This is a genomic window from Pontibacter flavimaris, assembly GCF_001907195.1.
GTDB classification, from domain to species: Bacteria; Bacteroidota; Bacteroidia; order Cytophagales; family Hymenobacteraceae; genus Pontibacter; species Pontibacter flavimaris.
The window spans coordinates 248,401-263,829 of record NZ_LVWA01000004.1 but is presented as its reverse complement, the minus strand read 5'-3'; the positions used below and the strand labels follow the sequence as shown (position 1 = coordinate 263,829).

Sequence of the window (15,429 nt, the reverse complement as noted above, 5' to 3'; positions counted from 1 at the left end):
AAATGCAGATGGCTGCTCCGGGTGGGGCAGCCTTTTTGTTTTGCCTGGGGCTGGTTATCTTTAGCAGGATGAAAAAAGACTTGAACAAGCTCGACCTGATGATAGCGGCGCTATACTTGCGTTATAGGCGAAGGGAAGACCATTGGCTTAGTGCATTCTGGACAAAGCTATTTTTTGGTCTTCTTGGGATGGTATGGGCTTGGTGCCTGTTTGAGTGGAGCTTATACTTGATAGGATTTCCTCGCCCTGACTTCATTCATGAGCCATACTTTATGGGTGTAATATTTGGTCTTTGGTCTTTGAGTGGCTTTATCATCCACAAATCCACGCTATCTTTCGAAGAACTTTCAACGATAGATTTATACCCTGAGGAGTACATCAGAGGCAATAAACTGGCGTTTTATATCACCATATTAACCGCAGTAATTATCCTGCTTCATTGATTTGGCTGGATAGGCAGTAAGGAAACCAATTATTTTATCTGTCATTCTGAAAGAACCTTGGTAGGAGGGAGGTTAAGCAGACGCTACTGGCCTACAAGATCCTTTCAGAAGGACAGAAAGAATAGAGAAGCCCCACTTCCAACGGGGAGAAGTGACATCCTAATCTCGGAAGACAACTCGCCACCTTCTCCCAAAAATTCATACTTTTACTAAAAGCCAAACCCTTACTTCTCCCTTGCCAATCAAAACTCCCATACTTCAAGTCAGAGAATTAGAGACTGTTTTCTCCACACGCCACAGCACCACCAAAGCGGTGGACAAGGTATCGTTTGAAGTATACCCGGGCGAGGTATTGGCCATAGTGGGCGAGTCGGGATCAGGTAAGTCGGTAACGGCGCTCTCGCTGATGCGGCTGCTGGATGCGGCAGGCACAACAGGGGGAGAGGCGGTTTTCCAATCCGGAAAGTATGGCAAGGTAGATTTGCTGCAGCTGTCGGAAAAGCAGTTGCAAGGCATCCGGGGCAGCGAGATAAGTATGATTTTCCAGGAGCCGATGTCGTCACTGAACCCGGTTTATACTTGTGGAAAGCAGGTGGCGGAGGTGCTGCTGTTACACACCAACCTTTCTAAAAAAGAGGCCAAAGAACGCACGATACAGCTTTTCGAGAAGGCAAAGCTACCAAACCCTGACAAGGTTTTTGATACTTATCCACACGAGCTTTCGGGCGGACAACAGCAGCGCGTGATGATTGCCATGGCCATGGCCTGCGCGCCAGGTATACTTATTGCCGACGAGCCCACCACTGCCCTGGATGTGACGGTGCAGGCGCACATGCTGCAACTGCTGGACGAACTCCGGGTAAAGGAAAGCACCGCCATACTTTTCATTACCCACGACCTGGGCGTGGTGGCCGAAATTGCCGACCGCATCCTGGTGATGTACAAAGGCAAGGTGGTGGAGCAGGGTAGGGTGCTGGACATCTTCACTGATCCGCAGCACCCCTACACCAAAGGCTTGCTGGCCTGCCGCCCCAGGCTGTCTGCCCGGCCGCAGTCCATACTTCCCACCGTGGCGGATTTTATGCTGGAGGACGCCCAGGGCAATATCATTGAAAGAAAGAAAAAAGTATGCGAGCCCTCCTTGGCAGATGTGGTGAACACGTACATAGGCACGGTAGCAAGTATAAAACAGGAGCAGGAAAACAAGCAGAAGCCGCCGCTGCTGCAGGTGGAGAACCTGAAAGTATACTTCCCGGTCCGGAAAAGCTTCTTTAGCCGCTCTACTGATTTTGTAAAAGCCGTGGACGGCGTGAGCTTTGAGGTGATGCCCGGCGAGACGATAGGCCTGGTAGGTGAGTCGGGGTGCGGCAAGACTACGTTGGGCCGGGCGCTGCTGCGGCTGGTGGAGCCCACTGGTGGCCGCGTCCTGTTCAACGGCCGCAACATGGCCCATCTCAATCCCAAGCAACTCCGCCAGAGCCGCCACGACTTCCAGATGGTTTTCCAGGATCCGTACGCCTCCCTCAATCCGATGCATACGGTGGGCGAGGCCATCATGGAACCGATGCAGGTGCATAACCTCTACGAAAACAGCCACGAACGCCGTGGAAAAGTCTTGGAACTGCTTGAGAAGGTAGGACTTATGCCGGAGCACTTCCATCGTTATCCACATGAGTTCTCGGGTGGGCAGCGGCAGCGCATCAGTATAGCCCGGGCGCTGGCGCTGCAACCCCAGTGCATCATCTGTGATGAGTCCGTGTCGGCGCTGGATGTGTCGGTGCAGGCGCAGGTGCTTAACCTGCTTAACAGGCTAAAACGGGAGTTTCACATCACCCTTATATTCATTACCCACGATTTAGCAGTAGCAAAGTATATGTCGGACCGTATACTAGTGATGCGCAAGGGCCGGATTGTGGAGAGCGGAACGCCGGAACAGCTCTTCCGTCAACCGCGGGAGGAGTATACGCGTACGCTTATGAATGCCATCCCGAAAGGCGAGCCGGAAGATATTTTAGCCGCGCAGCAGAAACGGGAGGCCCTGAAAGCAGGAGCATAGCCCCGGCAACTTTTGCCGCTGCTGTGCCCTGGCGTAAGTATTTTAGAGGTAGTAACGTATGGAACAGACGCATCACGAACCAGATTGGGAGTTTCATTTCAGGAGCGTAGACAATAAGCCCGGCTCCATAGCCGTAGACCTGGGCCTTGCCAAAGTTGCCCCTGTGGCCGAAAAGCCGAACCTGCTGCAGGTGTCGGTGCAGATGGTGGACCCCAGGCCCGACGGGCTCTCATCGCTGCAGGAGACGATTGTGCTGCAGAGCCTGGAGGATGACCTGGAGGAGGTGCTTCGGGAGTTCTGCAAAGCCACCTACGCGGGCCGCCTGACCTCCAACGGGCACCGCAAAGTATACTTTTACATGGGCGCGCCCAACGGGTACGCGGAGCATGTGCAGCAGGTAATGCAGAGTTACAACGGCCACGCCTATACCGCAAAGCTGACAAAGGACGAGAACTGGAGCCGCTACTTCAACTTCCTGTACCCCGAGCCGGAGCAGCTGCAAAGTATAAAGAACCGCAAGGTGCTGGAGGAACTGGAGAGCAACGGCGACGACCTGAGCAAGGCGCGGCAGGTGGATCACTGGATCTACTTTAAGACCGCAGAAGACAGGGCCTCCTTCCTGCAAAGTATAGCCACGGAGAACTACAGCGTCGTCACCAGCGATTACCTGGCCTCCTCGGAAGACTACCCGCACCGCCTGCACATCAGCCGCACCGACAAGATTGATCAGCTAAGTATAGACAAGGTAGTCCTGCTGCTGCGGCGCCTGGCCCAGAAGCACAACGGCGACTACGATGGCTGGGAGACGTCCATCGAAGTTTAAGCCCTTTCCTTTTACCTTACCCGCGCCCCCAAATTCGCTTCCACACCCCACATATATAGAAAATTCTCTATAAATTGAAGTCGATTTACAGCACACGATAGCCAAAGAGCCCGTAGCGGCGTATAGTAACCTTAAACTATTTAGGCTAAAGATTGTAAATGGCAGAGGCGGCTCTATTGGCTGCCCCCATAGCGACGAAGATACATGAGAAGCAAAAAAGACAACAAAGGCGGCAAAGACAAAGAGAGTCGCAACGACAGAAGTGACCGAGGCCGCTCCCGCAGAAGAGGCGGCGACGCAGCAAGCAATAAAGAGTCAGCCCGGGAGGCATACGCCCGTAAGGAGCCATCCAACCGCAAAGGCGGTCCAAAATCGCCGAAGGCGGTGGTGCTCGAGGTGTTCTCCAACAGCCCCGACACCGTGTTTACCATGCGCCAGGTTACCCGCCGCCTCGGCGCCGTGGACAAAGACGCCAGAGAGCAGGTGCAGAACCTGGTGAAGGCGCTGGTGCGCGAGAACAAGCTGCTGGCCGTGGACGAGGACAAGTACATGATGAACCTGAAAGTGGACATTGTGACGGGCCGCGTGGACCTGGCCAACAGCAAGTACGCCTACATTGTGTCGCCGGAGCGCGAGGAGGACATCCGCGTGCACACCGAGCACTTAAAGTACGCCATGGACGGCGACCTGGTGAAAGTAGAAGTACTGCCCTCAGTAAGAGGCGGCCGCCAGGAAGGCGTGGTGGCAGAGGTGCTGGAGCGCTCGCGCACCGAGCTGGTGGGTTTGATGGAGCTCTCCAAGAACTTCGGTTTTGTAGTGCCTGATTTCAAGCGCTTATACTTTGATATTTTCGTGGGCGAGCGCCACCTCAACGAGGCCCAGTCGGGCGATAAGGTGCTGGTGCGCATTATTGATTGGCCGGACAGGCCGGGCAAGAACCCCACTGGCGAGGTGATCCGCGTATTTGGCCCTGCCGGGGAGCACGAGGCGGAGATTCACTCCATTATGGCCGAGTTCGGCCTGCCCTTCGAGTTTCCGGAGGCAGTGGAGGAAGAGGCGGAAAGTATGTCGGAGAAGATCCCGGCCGGAGAGATCGCCAAACGCCGCGACTTCCGCGACGTGACCACCTTCACCATAGACCCTGCCGATGCCAAGGACTTTGACGATGCCCTCTCTATCCAAAAGCTGGAGAATGGCCATTGGGAAATAGGCGTACACATTGCCGACGTAACGCATTATGTGCAGCCACGAGGCGTGCTGGAGAAAGAGGCCTACCACCGAGCCACCTCTGTTTACCTGGTGGACCGGACCATCCCGATGCTGCCCGAGCGCCTTTCCAACGGCCTGTGCTCCCTGCGCCCGCAGGAGGAGAAGCTGACTTTCTCGGTGGTGTTTGAGCTCGACGACAGCGGCAAACTATACGATACCTGGTACGGCCGCACCGTCATCTACTCCGACCGCCGCTTCAGTTACGAGGAGGCGCAGGAGCGCATTGAAACCGGCGAAGGCGACTTTGCCGAGGAAGTCAACACCCTCAACAACATCGCCAAGAAACTACAGGCCAAGCGCTTCAAGAACGGCGCCATCTCCTTTGAGACGGTGGAGGTGAAATTTAAGCTCGACGAGAACGGCAAGCCGCTGTCAGTGTATGTAAAAGAGCGCAAGGATGCCCACAAACTGATCGAGGAGTTCATGCTGCTGGCCAACAAGCGCGTGGCTGAGTTTGTGTTCGACCTGGGCAAAGGCAAGAAACGCCCTACCATGGTCTACCGCACGCACGGCAACCCCGACCCCGACAAACTGAGCACGTTCTCGCTGTTTGCCCGCAAGTTTGGCTATAAGGTAGATGTGGATGGTGATATCTCCGAGGAGCTCAACCACCTGACCGCTGAGATCGAGGGCAAGCCCGAGCAGAGCGTGCTGCAGAATCTGGCTATCCGCACCATGGCCAAGGCCAAGTATAGCACCGAGCCCGAGGGGCACTTTGGCCTGGCCTTCGACCATTACTCGCACTTTACCTCGCCCATCCGCCGTTACCCAGACATGATGGCGCACCGCCTGCTGCAGCACTACCTCGATGGGGGAAGCTCTGCCGAGAAAGAGGAGTATGAGGAGCGCTGCAAGCACTCTTCGGAGATGGAGAAGCGCGCCGCCGATGCCGAGCGTGCCTCCATCAAGTATAAGCAGGTGGAGTTTATGAAGGATACGATCGGAAATCAATACAAGGGGATTGTGTCCGGTGTCACGGAATGGGGTATCTTTGTGGAGATCGAGGAGAACAAATGCGAGGGCATGGTGCGCCTGGCCGACATCAACGACGATTACTACGAGCTGGACTCGGACAACTACCGCATCATCGGACGCCAGACCAAGCGTATCATTTCGTTCGGCGATGAGGTGCTGGTAGAGGTGAAGAGCGCCAACCTGGCCGACCGGACCATCGATCTGGACCTGGTAGAGACACTAAAACAACATTAAGTATCCTGTGGATATCAACACCCTTTCCGAGAAGTTAAACCATACGTTATCCACGCTGCGCTACGGTGAGAACCCGGTGGAGCTTTACGAGCCGATCCGCTACATCATGGCGCTCGGCGGCAAGAGAATACGCCCGCTGCTGGTGCTGCTGGGGGCCAAAATGTTTGACGACGACGTGGAGAAGGCGCTTTTGCCGGCTGCGGCAGTGGAGGTTTTCCACAACTTCACGCTCATGCACGACGACATCATGGACCGTGCCCCGCTGCGCCGCGGCCAGCAAACCGTGCACGAGAAATGGAACGCCAATACGGCCATCCTCAGCGGTGACGTGATGCTGGTGCATGCTTATGAGCTGCTGCTGAACGTGGAGCCCGACAAACTGCCGCTGGTGCTGCGCCTGTTCAGCCGCACGGCCGCCGAAGTATGCGAGGGCCAGCAGCTGGACATGAACTTTGAGCGCCGCGAGCAGGTAAGCATACACGAGTACATCCACATGATTGCGCTGAAGACGGCCGTGCTGGTGGGCTTTAGCCTGGAGTTGGGTGCCATTCTGCAGAATGCGCCAAAAGCCGATGCCGAGCACCTCAAGGCCTTCGGCGACAATATCGGCATCGCCTTCCAGCTCCGCGACGATTTGCTGGACGTGTACGGCGACAAGGCCAAGTTCGGTAAGCAGGTGGGCGGCGATATCCTCTCGGATAAAAAGACGTTCCTGATGCTGACGGCGCTGGAGCAGGCCAACGCGCAGCAGCGCCAGACCATCATCGGCTGGCGCGACAAAACCGACGAAAGTATAGCCGAAGAGAAAGTAAAGGCCGTGACCGAAGTATACGACCAACTCCACATCCGCCACCAGACGGAGCAGCAGATTGATTTATACTTCCAGAAGGCCCTGCACCACCTCAATGCCATCCAACTCCCGAAGGAGCGCAAAAGCACTGTCCGCGGCCTGGCCTTGCAGCTAATGGAACGCGATAGCTAAACAACGAAAAAGCCCTCTTAAACAGAGGGCTTTTTCGTTGGGCTCTTGGCTACCCCTCAAAAGGTGTGGGAGCAAGTATAAAACTATAAGGCTGCGAAAGTATATAACCCAAGCTGCGATTCACCCACCCCTGCCCCTCCCAAGAGGGGAATATTGCAAAAGAGTAGGTGATTCCCCTCCTCGGAGGGGTTAGGGGTGGGTTTGTACCTGCACTGCAAAGTATAAACTTCAGTGCTTAGAGGCGGTGAGGTAGCATTATACTTACTTTTTGTCATTCTGTTAAGAAACTTGGTGGAAAAAGAGGGCCCCTACCCCCGGAGGTTAAGCCTATACACCTTGCTACCAAGATCCCCCGAATCATGTTCGGGATTTTCAACTTTCAGGATGACAAAGCAAAGAGAAGGAAACGGTCCCGTCGGTTAAAGCGGTTTATACGTTAGCAGCGTCCTTGCGCAGCTTTTCGAAATCCTCCAGGCTAAGGTTGCTGAAATCCTCGGTTACCAGATCGGCTAAAGAAAGGTCCTGGTTGCCGGAGTTAGCAGATTTATAGCCGATGCACTTCATGCCGGCGGCTTTGGCGGCTTTTACGCCGTTGCTGCTGTCCTCTATCACGATAAACTTACCAGGGGAGACCTGGTACCGCTGCGCCACTTCCAGGAATATGTCTGGCGATGGTTTGCCGTCGCGCACGTCCTCGCTGCTCACCACAAAGTCGAAGTAATGCCGGAACCCCAGTTTCTCCAGGATCAGGTCGATGATGAGGTGGGGCGAGGAGGAGGCCACGGAGAGGCGGTAGCCGTTCTCTTTTAAGGCAGCCAGCAGAGTATCCACCGCCGGGATGTGTTGGATCTGCCGGGTCTGCAGCTCGGCGTGCTTCACTTCCTTCTCAAGCTGGAACAGCTCGTCTACCGTATAGGATAGGCTGAACTCCCGGATCAGGGTTTCCCATACCCGTTTGGGGGCCATACCCACGAACGTATGGTGCAGCGTGGTGGATACCTGTATGTTCAGCTGCCTGAAGAGCAGCCTTTCCAGTTCCATGTGGATGGGCTCGCTGTCCACGAGTACGCCGTCCATGTCGAAGATTACAAATTTTTCCATAGGGTGTTTCTGGTGCCTTCCGGCAAGTATAAAAAGGGGCCGGGAGGTAAGATAAACAATATTTGCCTGAATCGGCCTTTATACTTCAGGGCCGGTATCGGGGGCCTGCAAAGTATAAACGCAGCGAAAGCGGCAATATTTAGTAGGTGTCATACGGCTTTGTCTTTTATCTTTGTCCATCACACACATTCACCCACCCAAAACTACCCCATGAGCGTTACCATAATCCTGATCATTATCACCGTCGGCGTTTCGCTGTACGCCTGGCAGAACGAGGGCCTGATGCACAAGTGGATCTTCCAGCCCTACGCCGTGCAGCGCGACAACTCCTGGTACCGCTTCCTCACTTCCGGCTTCCTGCACGCCGACTTTACGCACCTGCTGTTCAACATGTTCACGCTGTTCTTCTTCGGTGATGTGGTGGAGTATGTGTTTAAGACTGCTTATGGCGCTACCACAGGTATACTTTTATACTTGCTCGTGTACCTGGGCGGCATTATTATCTCGGATGTGCCCACTTACTTCAAGCACCGCAACGACCCGCCTTACCGCGCCTTGGGCGCTTCGGGCGGCGTGGCCAGCATCGTGTTCTCCAGCATCCTTTTCTATCCCACGCTGGATATCTGCCTTTTCGCCTTCCTGTGCCTGCCGGGCTTTATCTTCGGGGTGCTGTACATGATGTACTCTTACTTCTCGGGCAAGCGCATGGGCGACAACATCAACCACGATGCCCACCTGTACGGCGCCCTGTTCGGGTTTTTGCTGAGCCTGGCGCTGGTGCCGAGCGCGTTGCCGAGCTTTTTCCAGCAGATAGCCAACTGGCGCATGTTTTAAGGAAACGTCTGGCAGGAATTGTACTTTTGCGGCAGGTAAGTTTTAGCTGAATCCGGCTGTTATAAGGCCGGTTACGTATAATAAAGCGAATGTTACCCTTAACAACATGACGCTGACGCAAAATAACCTATACATACGATTTCTGCTAATTGCACTGTTTGCCGTATGGGGCCGGGTGGGGCAGGCCCAGGAAAACCGGCCTATGATGGAGTACCTGGTGCAGGAGCGCCCTGTGCTGGCCGGCCTCCTCACCAAAGCCGGTTTAACGCCTATGTTGTCCGGGGATGCGCCGATTACGCTTTTTGCACCACCTGAGAGTGCCCTGCAAAGTATAAACGGGGAATCGCCGGAGCGGCTGCGGGCCATCCTTTCGAGCCACATCGTGAGAGGCATACACCTGGAGCAGGACCTGAAGGAGGGCAAAACCCTGAAATCGGCCTGTAGTTCCACCGGCCTCACCGTCTACCGCAAAAAGGGCCAGGCGCTGATAAACGGCGTGCCGATACAGCGCCCTAACCTGCAGGTCCGCAACGGCGTGGTGCACGGGCTGGGCGGCCTTATCCGCAGTTGATTTACTCCTCATTCCCGCACAAGTTAAATTCAAGATCCTCCTACCTGTTGATTAAGTTAGTCGCAGGATAGATAAGTCATACTTTACCCTTTGATAGTATAAGGCAGGTTGCCCCTGAATGCGTATGCTATCAGGTATGACCATGCAAAGCACCGACAATAACATAACACAAGAGAATTCTAAATTGCTGGTAGCCCAGAACAAGTGCTACGAGTTGCTTTACATGCCTCACAGGAACAGGGTTTACCTCCATATTTTCGGTTTTTGGAAAAACAGGAGCCAGGTACCCGAATACTTCCCCGACCTGCAAAAGGCGCTCGCGCTGGTGCAGCCCGGTGGATTTTCGCTGCTGCTCGACCTGCGCACCATGATCACGCATCCGCAGGCGGTTATGAGCAAGCACATAGAGGTTCTGGGCCTGCTGAAGGAAGCCGGGCTGCGGAGAGCCGCCTGCGTAGACCCCGCCGACCGCATTGCCTCGCTGCAGGTAAATGATACCATCGATCAAAGCCACCTGGTCACAAGACGCTTCACCTCCTACTCCGAAGCCGAGGCGTGGCTGAACGAATAGCAGAAGTATAACATGCATGGTGCCAGATAAATAAAAAGTTCCGGCGCTGTAACCGTACCTCCCTATATCAAGTTATAGAATCCCAAAAACGGCTCTCCCATAAAGCCGGGAGCCTGCCCACCTGCCGCACATCATACTTTTTTATGACCGTTGAGATAGGGATTGTGTTAGGGATCATTCTGCTGGCGGTTATACTTTTTGTAACCGACCGGCTCTCTATGGACACCGTCGCCCTCCTGACCATGGTCCTTTTTATGGTGACGGGCATACTTACCCCCGCCGAGGGCTTCGCCGGCTTCAGCAACCCCGCCACCATCACCGTCGGCGCCATGTTCATCATCAGTTCCGCCATCTTCAAATCCGGCGTTCTGAACAGCGTGGGAACGAGTCTTACGCGCATAGGCCGCAATAGCTACCTGCTGTGCCTGCTGGCGCTCATGCTGATCTCGGGGGCACTGTCTGCCTTCATAAACGATACCGCTGTGGTTGCCCTCCTTATGCCTGTCGTGATCCAGGTGAGCAGGGACATCCGCGTAAGTCCCGCCAAGCTGCTTATCCCGCTCAGCTTCGGGGCGTTGCTCGGCGGCATTTGCACCCTTATCGGCACTTCCACCAACATACTGGTAAGTGGTATTGCGCAGGCGCAGGGCCTGGAGCCGCTTCGTATGTTTGAGTTCCTGCCAGCCGGCATCATCTTTCTGGTGGTCGGTGTCGTGTACATGTTTTTGCTGGGCCGCCACCTGCTGCCCGACCGTAAGCACACCGAAAGCCTTTCGGAGGAGTTTAACCTGGGGGATTACCTGACCGAGATCGTGCTGCTGCCTAACTCGCCGCTGGTGGGGGTGCCGCTGCAGCGCTCCAGCCTGGTGCGCGACCTGGATATAGAGGTAATGCAGGTGCTGCGCGAGAAGGAGCGGCTGCAGGTGTTCCCGGCACTCATACTTAGGGCCAACGATGTGCTGAAGGTGCGCATTGGCGTGGAGAAGCTCAAAAAGCTGAAGCAGCAGCAGGGGGTTATCCTTAAGTCGGAGCGCAGGTTCCGGGACGAGGACGTGGGTATGTACGACAGCATGCTCTATGAGGCCATCGTTACCCCGAACTCCTACATGGGGGGCAAATCGCTGAAGGAGCTTAACTTCCGGGCCTACAACTATGGCGCCTCCGTGCTGGCCATCCGCCATCGCGACGAGATCGTGCACGACAGGCTGGCCCACGTAAAGCTCTCTGCCGGCGACGTGCTGCTGATAGCCGCTAACAGCGACCAAGCCGAGAAGCTCCGGCAGAACAATGATATCCTCATCATCTCCCAAACCGTGCGCAGCAACTTTGACTACACTAAGATAGTGCCTGTGCTGCTGATAAGCGTGGGAGTGGTGCTGGCGGCGGCCACGGGGCTGGTGCCCATTGTGCTGAGCGCGATGGTAGGGGCGGTGGTACTGGTGATTTTTGGGTGCATAAAGCCGAAGGAAGCCTACAACGCCATCGATTGGAAGGTGATCTTTATGCTGGGGGGCGTGCTCTCGATGGGGGCCGCGCTGGAGAAGACAGGCGCCGCCAAACTGCTGGCCGAATACCTTATACTTGGGGCGGGCGAACATGGCCCGCACGTGCTGCTCTCGGCGTTCTTCTTCATCACCTTCATGACCACCAACTTTATGTCGAACAACGCCACGGCAGCCCTGCTGGCGCCCATTGCCATTGTAACGGCCCAGGAACTGGGCGTGAGCGAGCGGCCGTTTATCATGGCGGTGGCCTATGCCGCCTCGCTCAGCTTCATGACTCCGGTGGGTTACCAGACCAACACCATGATCTATAGCCCCGGCAATTACCGCTTCTCCGATTACCTCAAAGTGGGCACCCCGCTCAACCTGCTGCTCTGGCTGCTCGCCTCGCTCATCATCCCATACTTCTTCCCCTTCTGACACGGGATGTTCCACGTGGAGAGGATGTTGAAGGGATACGTAGGGCAAATGTAACAGAAGCTACCTATCTTAGCAGATCAGAGGCCGCGCGAAAGTATAGCCGGCCATGGTTTACTTCATACCTTCTTCCAAGCTTACACCATGTCAAGAGAAATTACCCTTTGGAAACACGCGGCTAGCCGCATCATGTGGATGTTCCCCTTCCTGTTGATGGCCTGTACACCATCAGCACCGGAACAGTCAAACACTGATACTGTAGAGAAAGAAGCGGAATGGGTGTCTCTTTTCAATGGGAAAGACATGGACGATTGGATGGTGAAGATCCATCACCACGAGGTGGGGGAGAACTTCGGCAACACGTTCAGGGTAGAGGATGGGATACTGAAAGTGCGCTATGACCAGTATGGCGACTTTAACGATCAGTTTGGGCACCTGTATTACAAGCAGCCGTTTTCCCGTTACCACCTGGTGGTAGAGTACCGTTTTGTGGATGAATGGCAGCAAGATGCTCCTGGGTACACAAAACGGAACAGCGGTGTCATGTTCCACTCCCAGGACCCGAGAACCATGCCGCGCGAGCAGGACTGGCCCATTTCGGTGGAGATGCAGTTTCTGGCGGCACTCGAAGATGGCAAGCCTCGCCCCACGGGCAATATGTGCTCGCCGGGCACAGAGGTGGTGTTTGAAGGAGAGATAGCCCCTGTACATTGCATCAATTCCAGCTCTAAAACCTACGGCATAGACGAGTGGGTACGGGCGGAGCTTATCGTGTTGGGAGATTCGCTGGTGAAACATATCATCAACGGCGATACCGTGCTGCAGTACACCAAGCCGCAGATTGGCGGCGGTGTGGTCAATAACTTCGATCCGGTCCTAAAACAAGACGGTAAGCTGCTAAGCGAAGGCTTTATCGCCCTGCAAAGCGAGGGCCAGGCCATCGACTTCCGAAAGGTGGAGATCAGGGAGCTGGATAAGCATGGGGCGGCAAAGCCCTTAGCGGGACGTAAATAACATCTGTTTTAAAGTATAGCCGACTTACAAATACCCCTTCGCCTGCAGGTGGAACAGCTCGGCATACTTGCCGTTTTGCGCCAGCAGCTCCTCATGCGTGCCCAGTTCCTTTAGCTGCCCCTGCTCCAGAAACAGGATGCGGTCGGCCATGCGCACGGTGGAGAAGCGGTGGGAGATGAGCACGGCGGTGCGGCCCTCGATCAGCTCTGAGAAGCGCAGGAACACCTCGTGCTCGGCGCGGGCGTCCAGGGCCGAGGTCGGTTCGTCCAGTATGAGCAACTGCGCATCGCGCATGTAGGCACGGGCCAAAGCCACCTTCTGCCACTCGCCCCCCGACAGCTCCACGCCTTTGTTAAAGCGCTTGCCCAGCACCTGCTCATACTTGTCCGGTAGGCGCTGGATCACCAGATCGGCCAGGCTTTTGTGGGCGGAGCCCTGAATACGCTCCTTGTCTGAGATGTTGCTGATCTGGCCGATGGCGATGTTGTCGGAGGCCGTCATCTGGAAGCGCACGTAATCCTGGAAAATGATGCCGACCTGGTGACGCAGGTCGTTCAGGTCATACTCGCGCAGGTCAATTCCGTCTAACAGTATACGCCCCTCGGTGGGTTCGTACAGCCGGGCCAGCAGCTTCACCAGCGTGGTTTTTCCGGCCCCGTTCTCGCCCACCAGCGCCAGTTTCTCGCCAGCCATCAAATGGAACGACAGGTGCCGCACGGCCCATTTTTCCGAGTTGTGGTACTTGAACCCGACTTCCTCAAATGTAAAGCCCTGCCGGATGGGCCGTGGCAGCGGCAGCGGGTTGGCGGGCGGCGTGATCTGCGGCTGCAGCTCCAGGAAATCGAACAGGTCCTGCAAGTATAAGGCACTCTCTGTTATCTGGGAGAAGCGCGTCATGATGCCCTGCAGCAGCCCCCGCATGTTGCTGAACGATCCGGCCAGAAAGGTGAGGCTACCCACCGTGATGGCGCCGGCTACCGTGGCGGAAAGTATAAAAATGTAGGCCCCGTAGTAAGCCAGGGTGCCCAGCGAGGAGAGCGCACTGCCCCAGACTGCCCGCCGGACGGTGAGGTTCTTGTTGAGCAGGTAATACTTATCCGATAGTTCCTTAAAACGCTTTGCCAGGAAGCCGGAGAGGTTAAAGGTCTTGATCTCCTTGGCCGTTTCGTCGGAGGCGCCGATGTAGCGGAGGTAATCCAGCTCGCGGCGCTCGGGCGTCCAGGAGCGGGAGAGGGAGTAGCTGCGCTCGTTAAAGTGCGTCTCACCCAGGAAGGAAGGGATTACCGCTACTAAAAGTATACCTATAAGCCAGGGGTTGAAGGCAATCAAACCAACAGCCAGAAAGCCGATGGTAACAATATCCTGCAGCTGCGAGAGCACCTGCGACATGAGCACCACCCGCGTCACGGTCTGCCTTCGTGCCCGCTCCAGTTTATCGTAAAAGGTGGCATCCTCGAACTGCGCCAGGTCCAGCTTGGCGGCATGTTCAATAAGCGTTATCGAAGTGCGGTTCGAGAACAAATCGCCCAGCAGGCTGTCCACCAGCGTAATACCCCGGTTAATTAAATCCGAAAGTATAGCCAGGCCCAGTTCCAGCGCCACCAGCGTCCAGAGGTAGGTCAGGTTTTGCTCGCCGGTTACGTCTATCAGCCGGATCACCTCATCAATGATGAGTTTGCCCACGTACAGCATGGCCAGCGGCAAAGCGGACTTCACCAGGCGCAGCAGCAGGTTGGCAATCGTCAGGCGCGGGCTCGTCTCCCAGATCAGCCGGAAGAACTTGGGCAGGTTCTTCAGCGCCCCCATCTGCTCGCGCAGGCTCTTTTTTTCTTGTTGGTTTATCGTGTCTCTCGTTCCTTTTCGCTCTTTATTCATACTTATACTTTCGGCTTTGGGCCATATAGCTATACAGGCGGCAGGGGGTTTTGTTTAGGCAGAGCTGTTCCTTTATACTTTTCACCCCGTCCCCAGTATCCGAAACAGCCTTTTCATAGTATGATACTCCTATATGACGCGGTATCTGCTATACTTTCTCACGGGTGTTGCCATGGCAACGGTTATACTTTTCTTCAGGGGCTATGTGTCGGTGCCGCACAATGTGTACTCCGATGTGGCGCTGCTGTCGGGCATGGTCCTGTTCAGTATGGCTTCGTGGGTCACGCTGTTCCGGATAAAGGTGGGCACGCTGCTGGCCCTGCTGTGCTCGCTGGCCATGGTGCCGTGGCTGGTGCGCGTGGGGCTGCGGGTGTGGGATGCCAGCGTTAACGCACCGCAGGTGCTGCAGGTGGTACACGCGGTGCTGGCCGTGCTGGCCTTTCTGAGCCTGGTGGTGAGCGCCCGCTATACGTTCAGCAAAGGCTCCTGGAATTCCGGCACAGCGGCGCCGGCCGTGGTACTCAAGCTGCTGTTGGCGCTTATCCCGTTGGCGGTGCTTACCGGTTGGCTGTTGGTAAAGGATGAAGTATAAAGTATAAAAATGAGAAAAGCCCCGCCATTTAATGACGGGGCTTTCTCTCACCTTAAAACAAACTAAACTAATCTAAACTTTATCTAACCTTATCTTTAGTAAACTTACTTCTTTCCGGAGTCGCCAGGCGTATTTATAACGCTGGCTCGCAGAATTGATGTCAGACCACT

13 protein-coding genes are annotated in these 15,429 nt (G+C 55.4%); 11 read left to right on the top strand and 2 right to left on the bottom strand.

Translation table 11 applies throughout. The features are described from left to right. Positions 1-2: 2 nt before the first annotated feature. The 5 genes from A3841_RS06070 to A3841_RS06050 all read left to right on the top strand — a co-directional run bounded on the left by A3841_RS06070 (position 3) and on the right by A3841_RS06050 (position 6,782). Positions 3-443, top strand: a complete 441-nt coding sequence (locus A3841_RS06070; RefSeq protein ID WP_073851430.1) for a hypothetical protein — start codon at positions 3-5, stop codon at positions 441-443. A gap of 235 nt (positions 444-678) precedes the next feature. Beyond that, the gene (locus A3841_RS06065) at positions 679-2,499 is read left to right on the top strand and encodes an ABC transporter ATP-binding protein (RefSeq protein WP_073851429.1); all 1,821 of its coding nucleotides are present in this window, start codon (positions 679-681) and stop codon (positions 2,497-2,499) included. A 58-nt stretch (positions 2,500-2,557) separates the two neighbouring features. Continuing rightward, complete coding sequence (locus A3841_RS06060) at positions 2,558-3,322, top strand: DUF695 domain-containing protein (protein WP_073851428.1); 765 nt, start codon at positions 2,558-2,560, stop codon at positions 3,320-3,322. A 204-nt stretch (positions 3,323-3,526) separates the two neighbouring features. After that, positions 3,527-5,800 carry a ribonuclease R gene (gene rnr, locus A3841_RS06055; protein ID WP_073851427.1) on the top strand — a complete coding sequence of 758 codons (2,274 nt, stop codon included), beginning with the start codon at positions 3,527-3,529 and terminating at the stop codon, positions 5,798-5,800. Positions 5,801-5,807: 7 nt separating this feature from the next. Then, a complete protein-coding gene (locus A3841_RS06050; RefSeq protein WP_073851426.1) occupies positions 5,808-6,782 on the top strand; it encodes a polyprenyl synthetase family protein in 975 nt (324 codons plus the stop codon). Between the two features lie 429 nt (positions 6,783-7,211). Here A3841_RS06050 and A3841_RS06045 read toward each other — a convergent pair whose 3' ends face one another. Further along, positions 7,212-7,883, bottom strand: coding sequence for an HAD family hydrolase (locus A3841_RS06045; RefSeq protein ID WP_073851425.1), 672 nt, complete (start codon positions 7,881-7,883; stop codon positions 7,212-7,214). Between the two features lie 210 nt (positions 7,884-8,093). Here A3841_RS06045 and A3841_RS06040 point away from each other — a divergent pair, with 210 nt between their 5' ends. The 5 genes from A3841_RS06040 (at position 8,094) to A3841_RS06020 (ending at position 12,792) form a co-directional block, all read left to right on the top strand. Beyond that, entirely contained in the window at positions 8,094-8,717 is a 624-nt protein-coding gene (locus tag A3841_RS06040) for a rhomboid family intramembrane serine protease (RefSeq protein ID WP_073851424.1), read from the top strand. A gap of 106 nt (positions 8,718-8,823) precedes the next feature. Continuing rightward, a complete protein-coding gene (locus tag A3841_RS06035; protein ID WP_073851423.1) occupies positions 8,824-9,288 on the top strand; it encodes a fasciclin domain-containing protein in 465 nt (154 codons plus the stop codon). Between the two features lie 118 nt (positions 9,289-9,406). Continuing rightward, positions 9,407-9,859 carry a hypothetical protein gene (locus tag A3841_RS06030; protein WP_139307899.1) on the top strand — a complete coding sequence of 151 codons (453 nt, stop codon included), beginning with the start codon at positions 9,407-9,409 and terminating at the stop codon, positions 9,857-9,859. A 143-nt stretch (positions 9,860-10,002) separates the two neighbouring features. After that, complete coding sequence (locus tag A3841_RS06025; protein WP_073851421.1) at positions 10,003-11,781, top strand: SLC13 family permease; 1,779 nt, start codon at positions 10,003-10,005, stop codon at positions 11,779-11,781. Positions 11,782-11,922: 141 nt separating this feature from the next. Continuing rightward, the gene (locus A3841_RS06020; RefSeq protein ID WP_394332885.1) at positions 11,923-12,792 is read left to right on the top strand and encodes a 3-keto-disaccharide hydrolase; all 870 of its coding nucleotides are present in this window, start codon (positions 11,923-11,925) and stop codon (positions 12,790-12,792) included. Between the two features lie 24 nt (positions 12,793-12,816). Here A3841_RS06020 and A3841_RS06015 read toward each other — a convergent pair whose 3' ends face one another. Continuing rightward, entirely contained in the window at positions 12,817-14,667 is a 1,851-nt protein-coding gene (locus A3841_RS06015; RefSeq protein ID WP_073851420.1) for an ABC transporter ATP-binding protein, read from the bottom strand. A 133-nt stretch (positions 14,668-14,800) separates the two neighbouring features. Between A3841_RS06015 and A3841_RS06010 the strand changes: the two genes are divergently transcribed. After that, on the top strand, positions 14,801-15,259 hold the full coding sequence (locus A3841_RS06010) for a hypothetical protein (protein ID WP_073851419.1): 459 nt from the start codon (positions 14,801-14,803) through the stop codon (positions 15,257-15,259). The last annotated feature ends 170 nt before the right edge of the window (positions 15,260-15,429 follow it).

Coding starts and splice junctions, on each gene's coding strand:
- A3841_RS06070 (WP_073851430.1), top strand. CDS start 3: ATGCAGATGGCTGCTCCGGGTGGGGCAGCCTTTTTGTTTTGCCTGGGG.
- A3841_RS06060 (WP_073851428.1), top strand. CDS start 2,558: ATGGAACAGACGCATCACGAACCAGATTGGGAGTTTCATTTCAGGAGC.
- rnr (WP_073851427.1), top strand. CDS start 3,527: ATGAGAAGCAAAAAAGACAACAAAGGCGGCAAAGACAAAGAGAGTCGC.
- A3841_RS06045 (WP_073851425.1), bottom strand. CDS start 7,883: ATGGAAAAATTTGTAATCTTCGACATGGACGGCGTACTCGTGGACAGC.
- A3841_RS06040 (WP_073851424.1), top strand. CDS start 8,094: ATGAGCGTTACCATAATCCTGATCATTATCACCGTCGGCGTTTCGCTG.
- A3841_RS06035 (WP_073851423.1), top strand. CDS start 8,824: ATGACGCTGACGCAAAATAACCTATACATACGATTTCTGCTAATTGCA.
- A3841_RS06030 (WP_139307899.1), top strand. CDS start 9,407: ATGCGTATGCTATCAGGTATGACCATGCAAAGCACCGACAATAACATA.
- A3841_RS06025 (WP_073851421.1), top strand. CDS start 10,003: ATGACCGTTGAGATAGGGATTGTGTTAGGGATCATTCTGCTGGCGGTT.
- A3841_RS06020 (WP_394332885.1), top strand. CDS start 11,923: ATGTCAAGAGAAATTACCCTTTGGAAACACGCGGCTAGCCGCATCATG.
- A3841_RS06015 (WP_073851420.1), bottom strand. CDS start 14,667: ATGAATAAAGAGCGAAAAGGAACGAGAGACACGATAAACCAACAAGAA.
- A3841_RS06010 (WP_073851419.1), top strand. CDS start 14,801: ATGACGCGGTATCTGCTATACTTTCTCACGGGTGTTGCCATGGCAACG.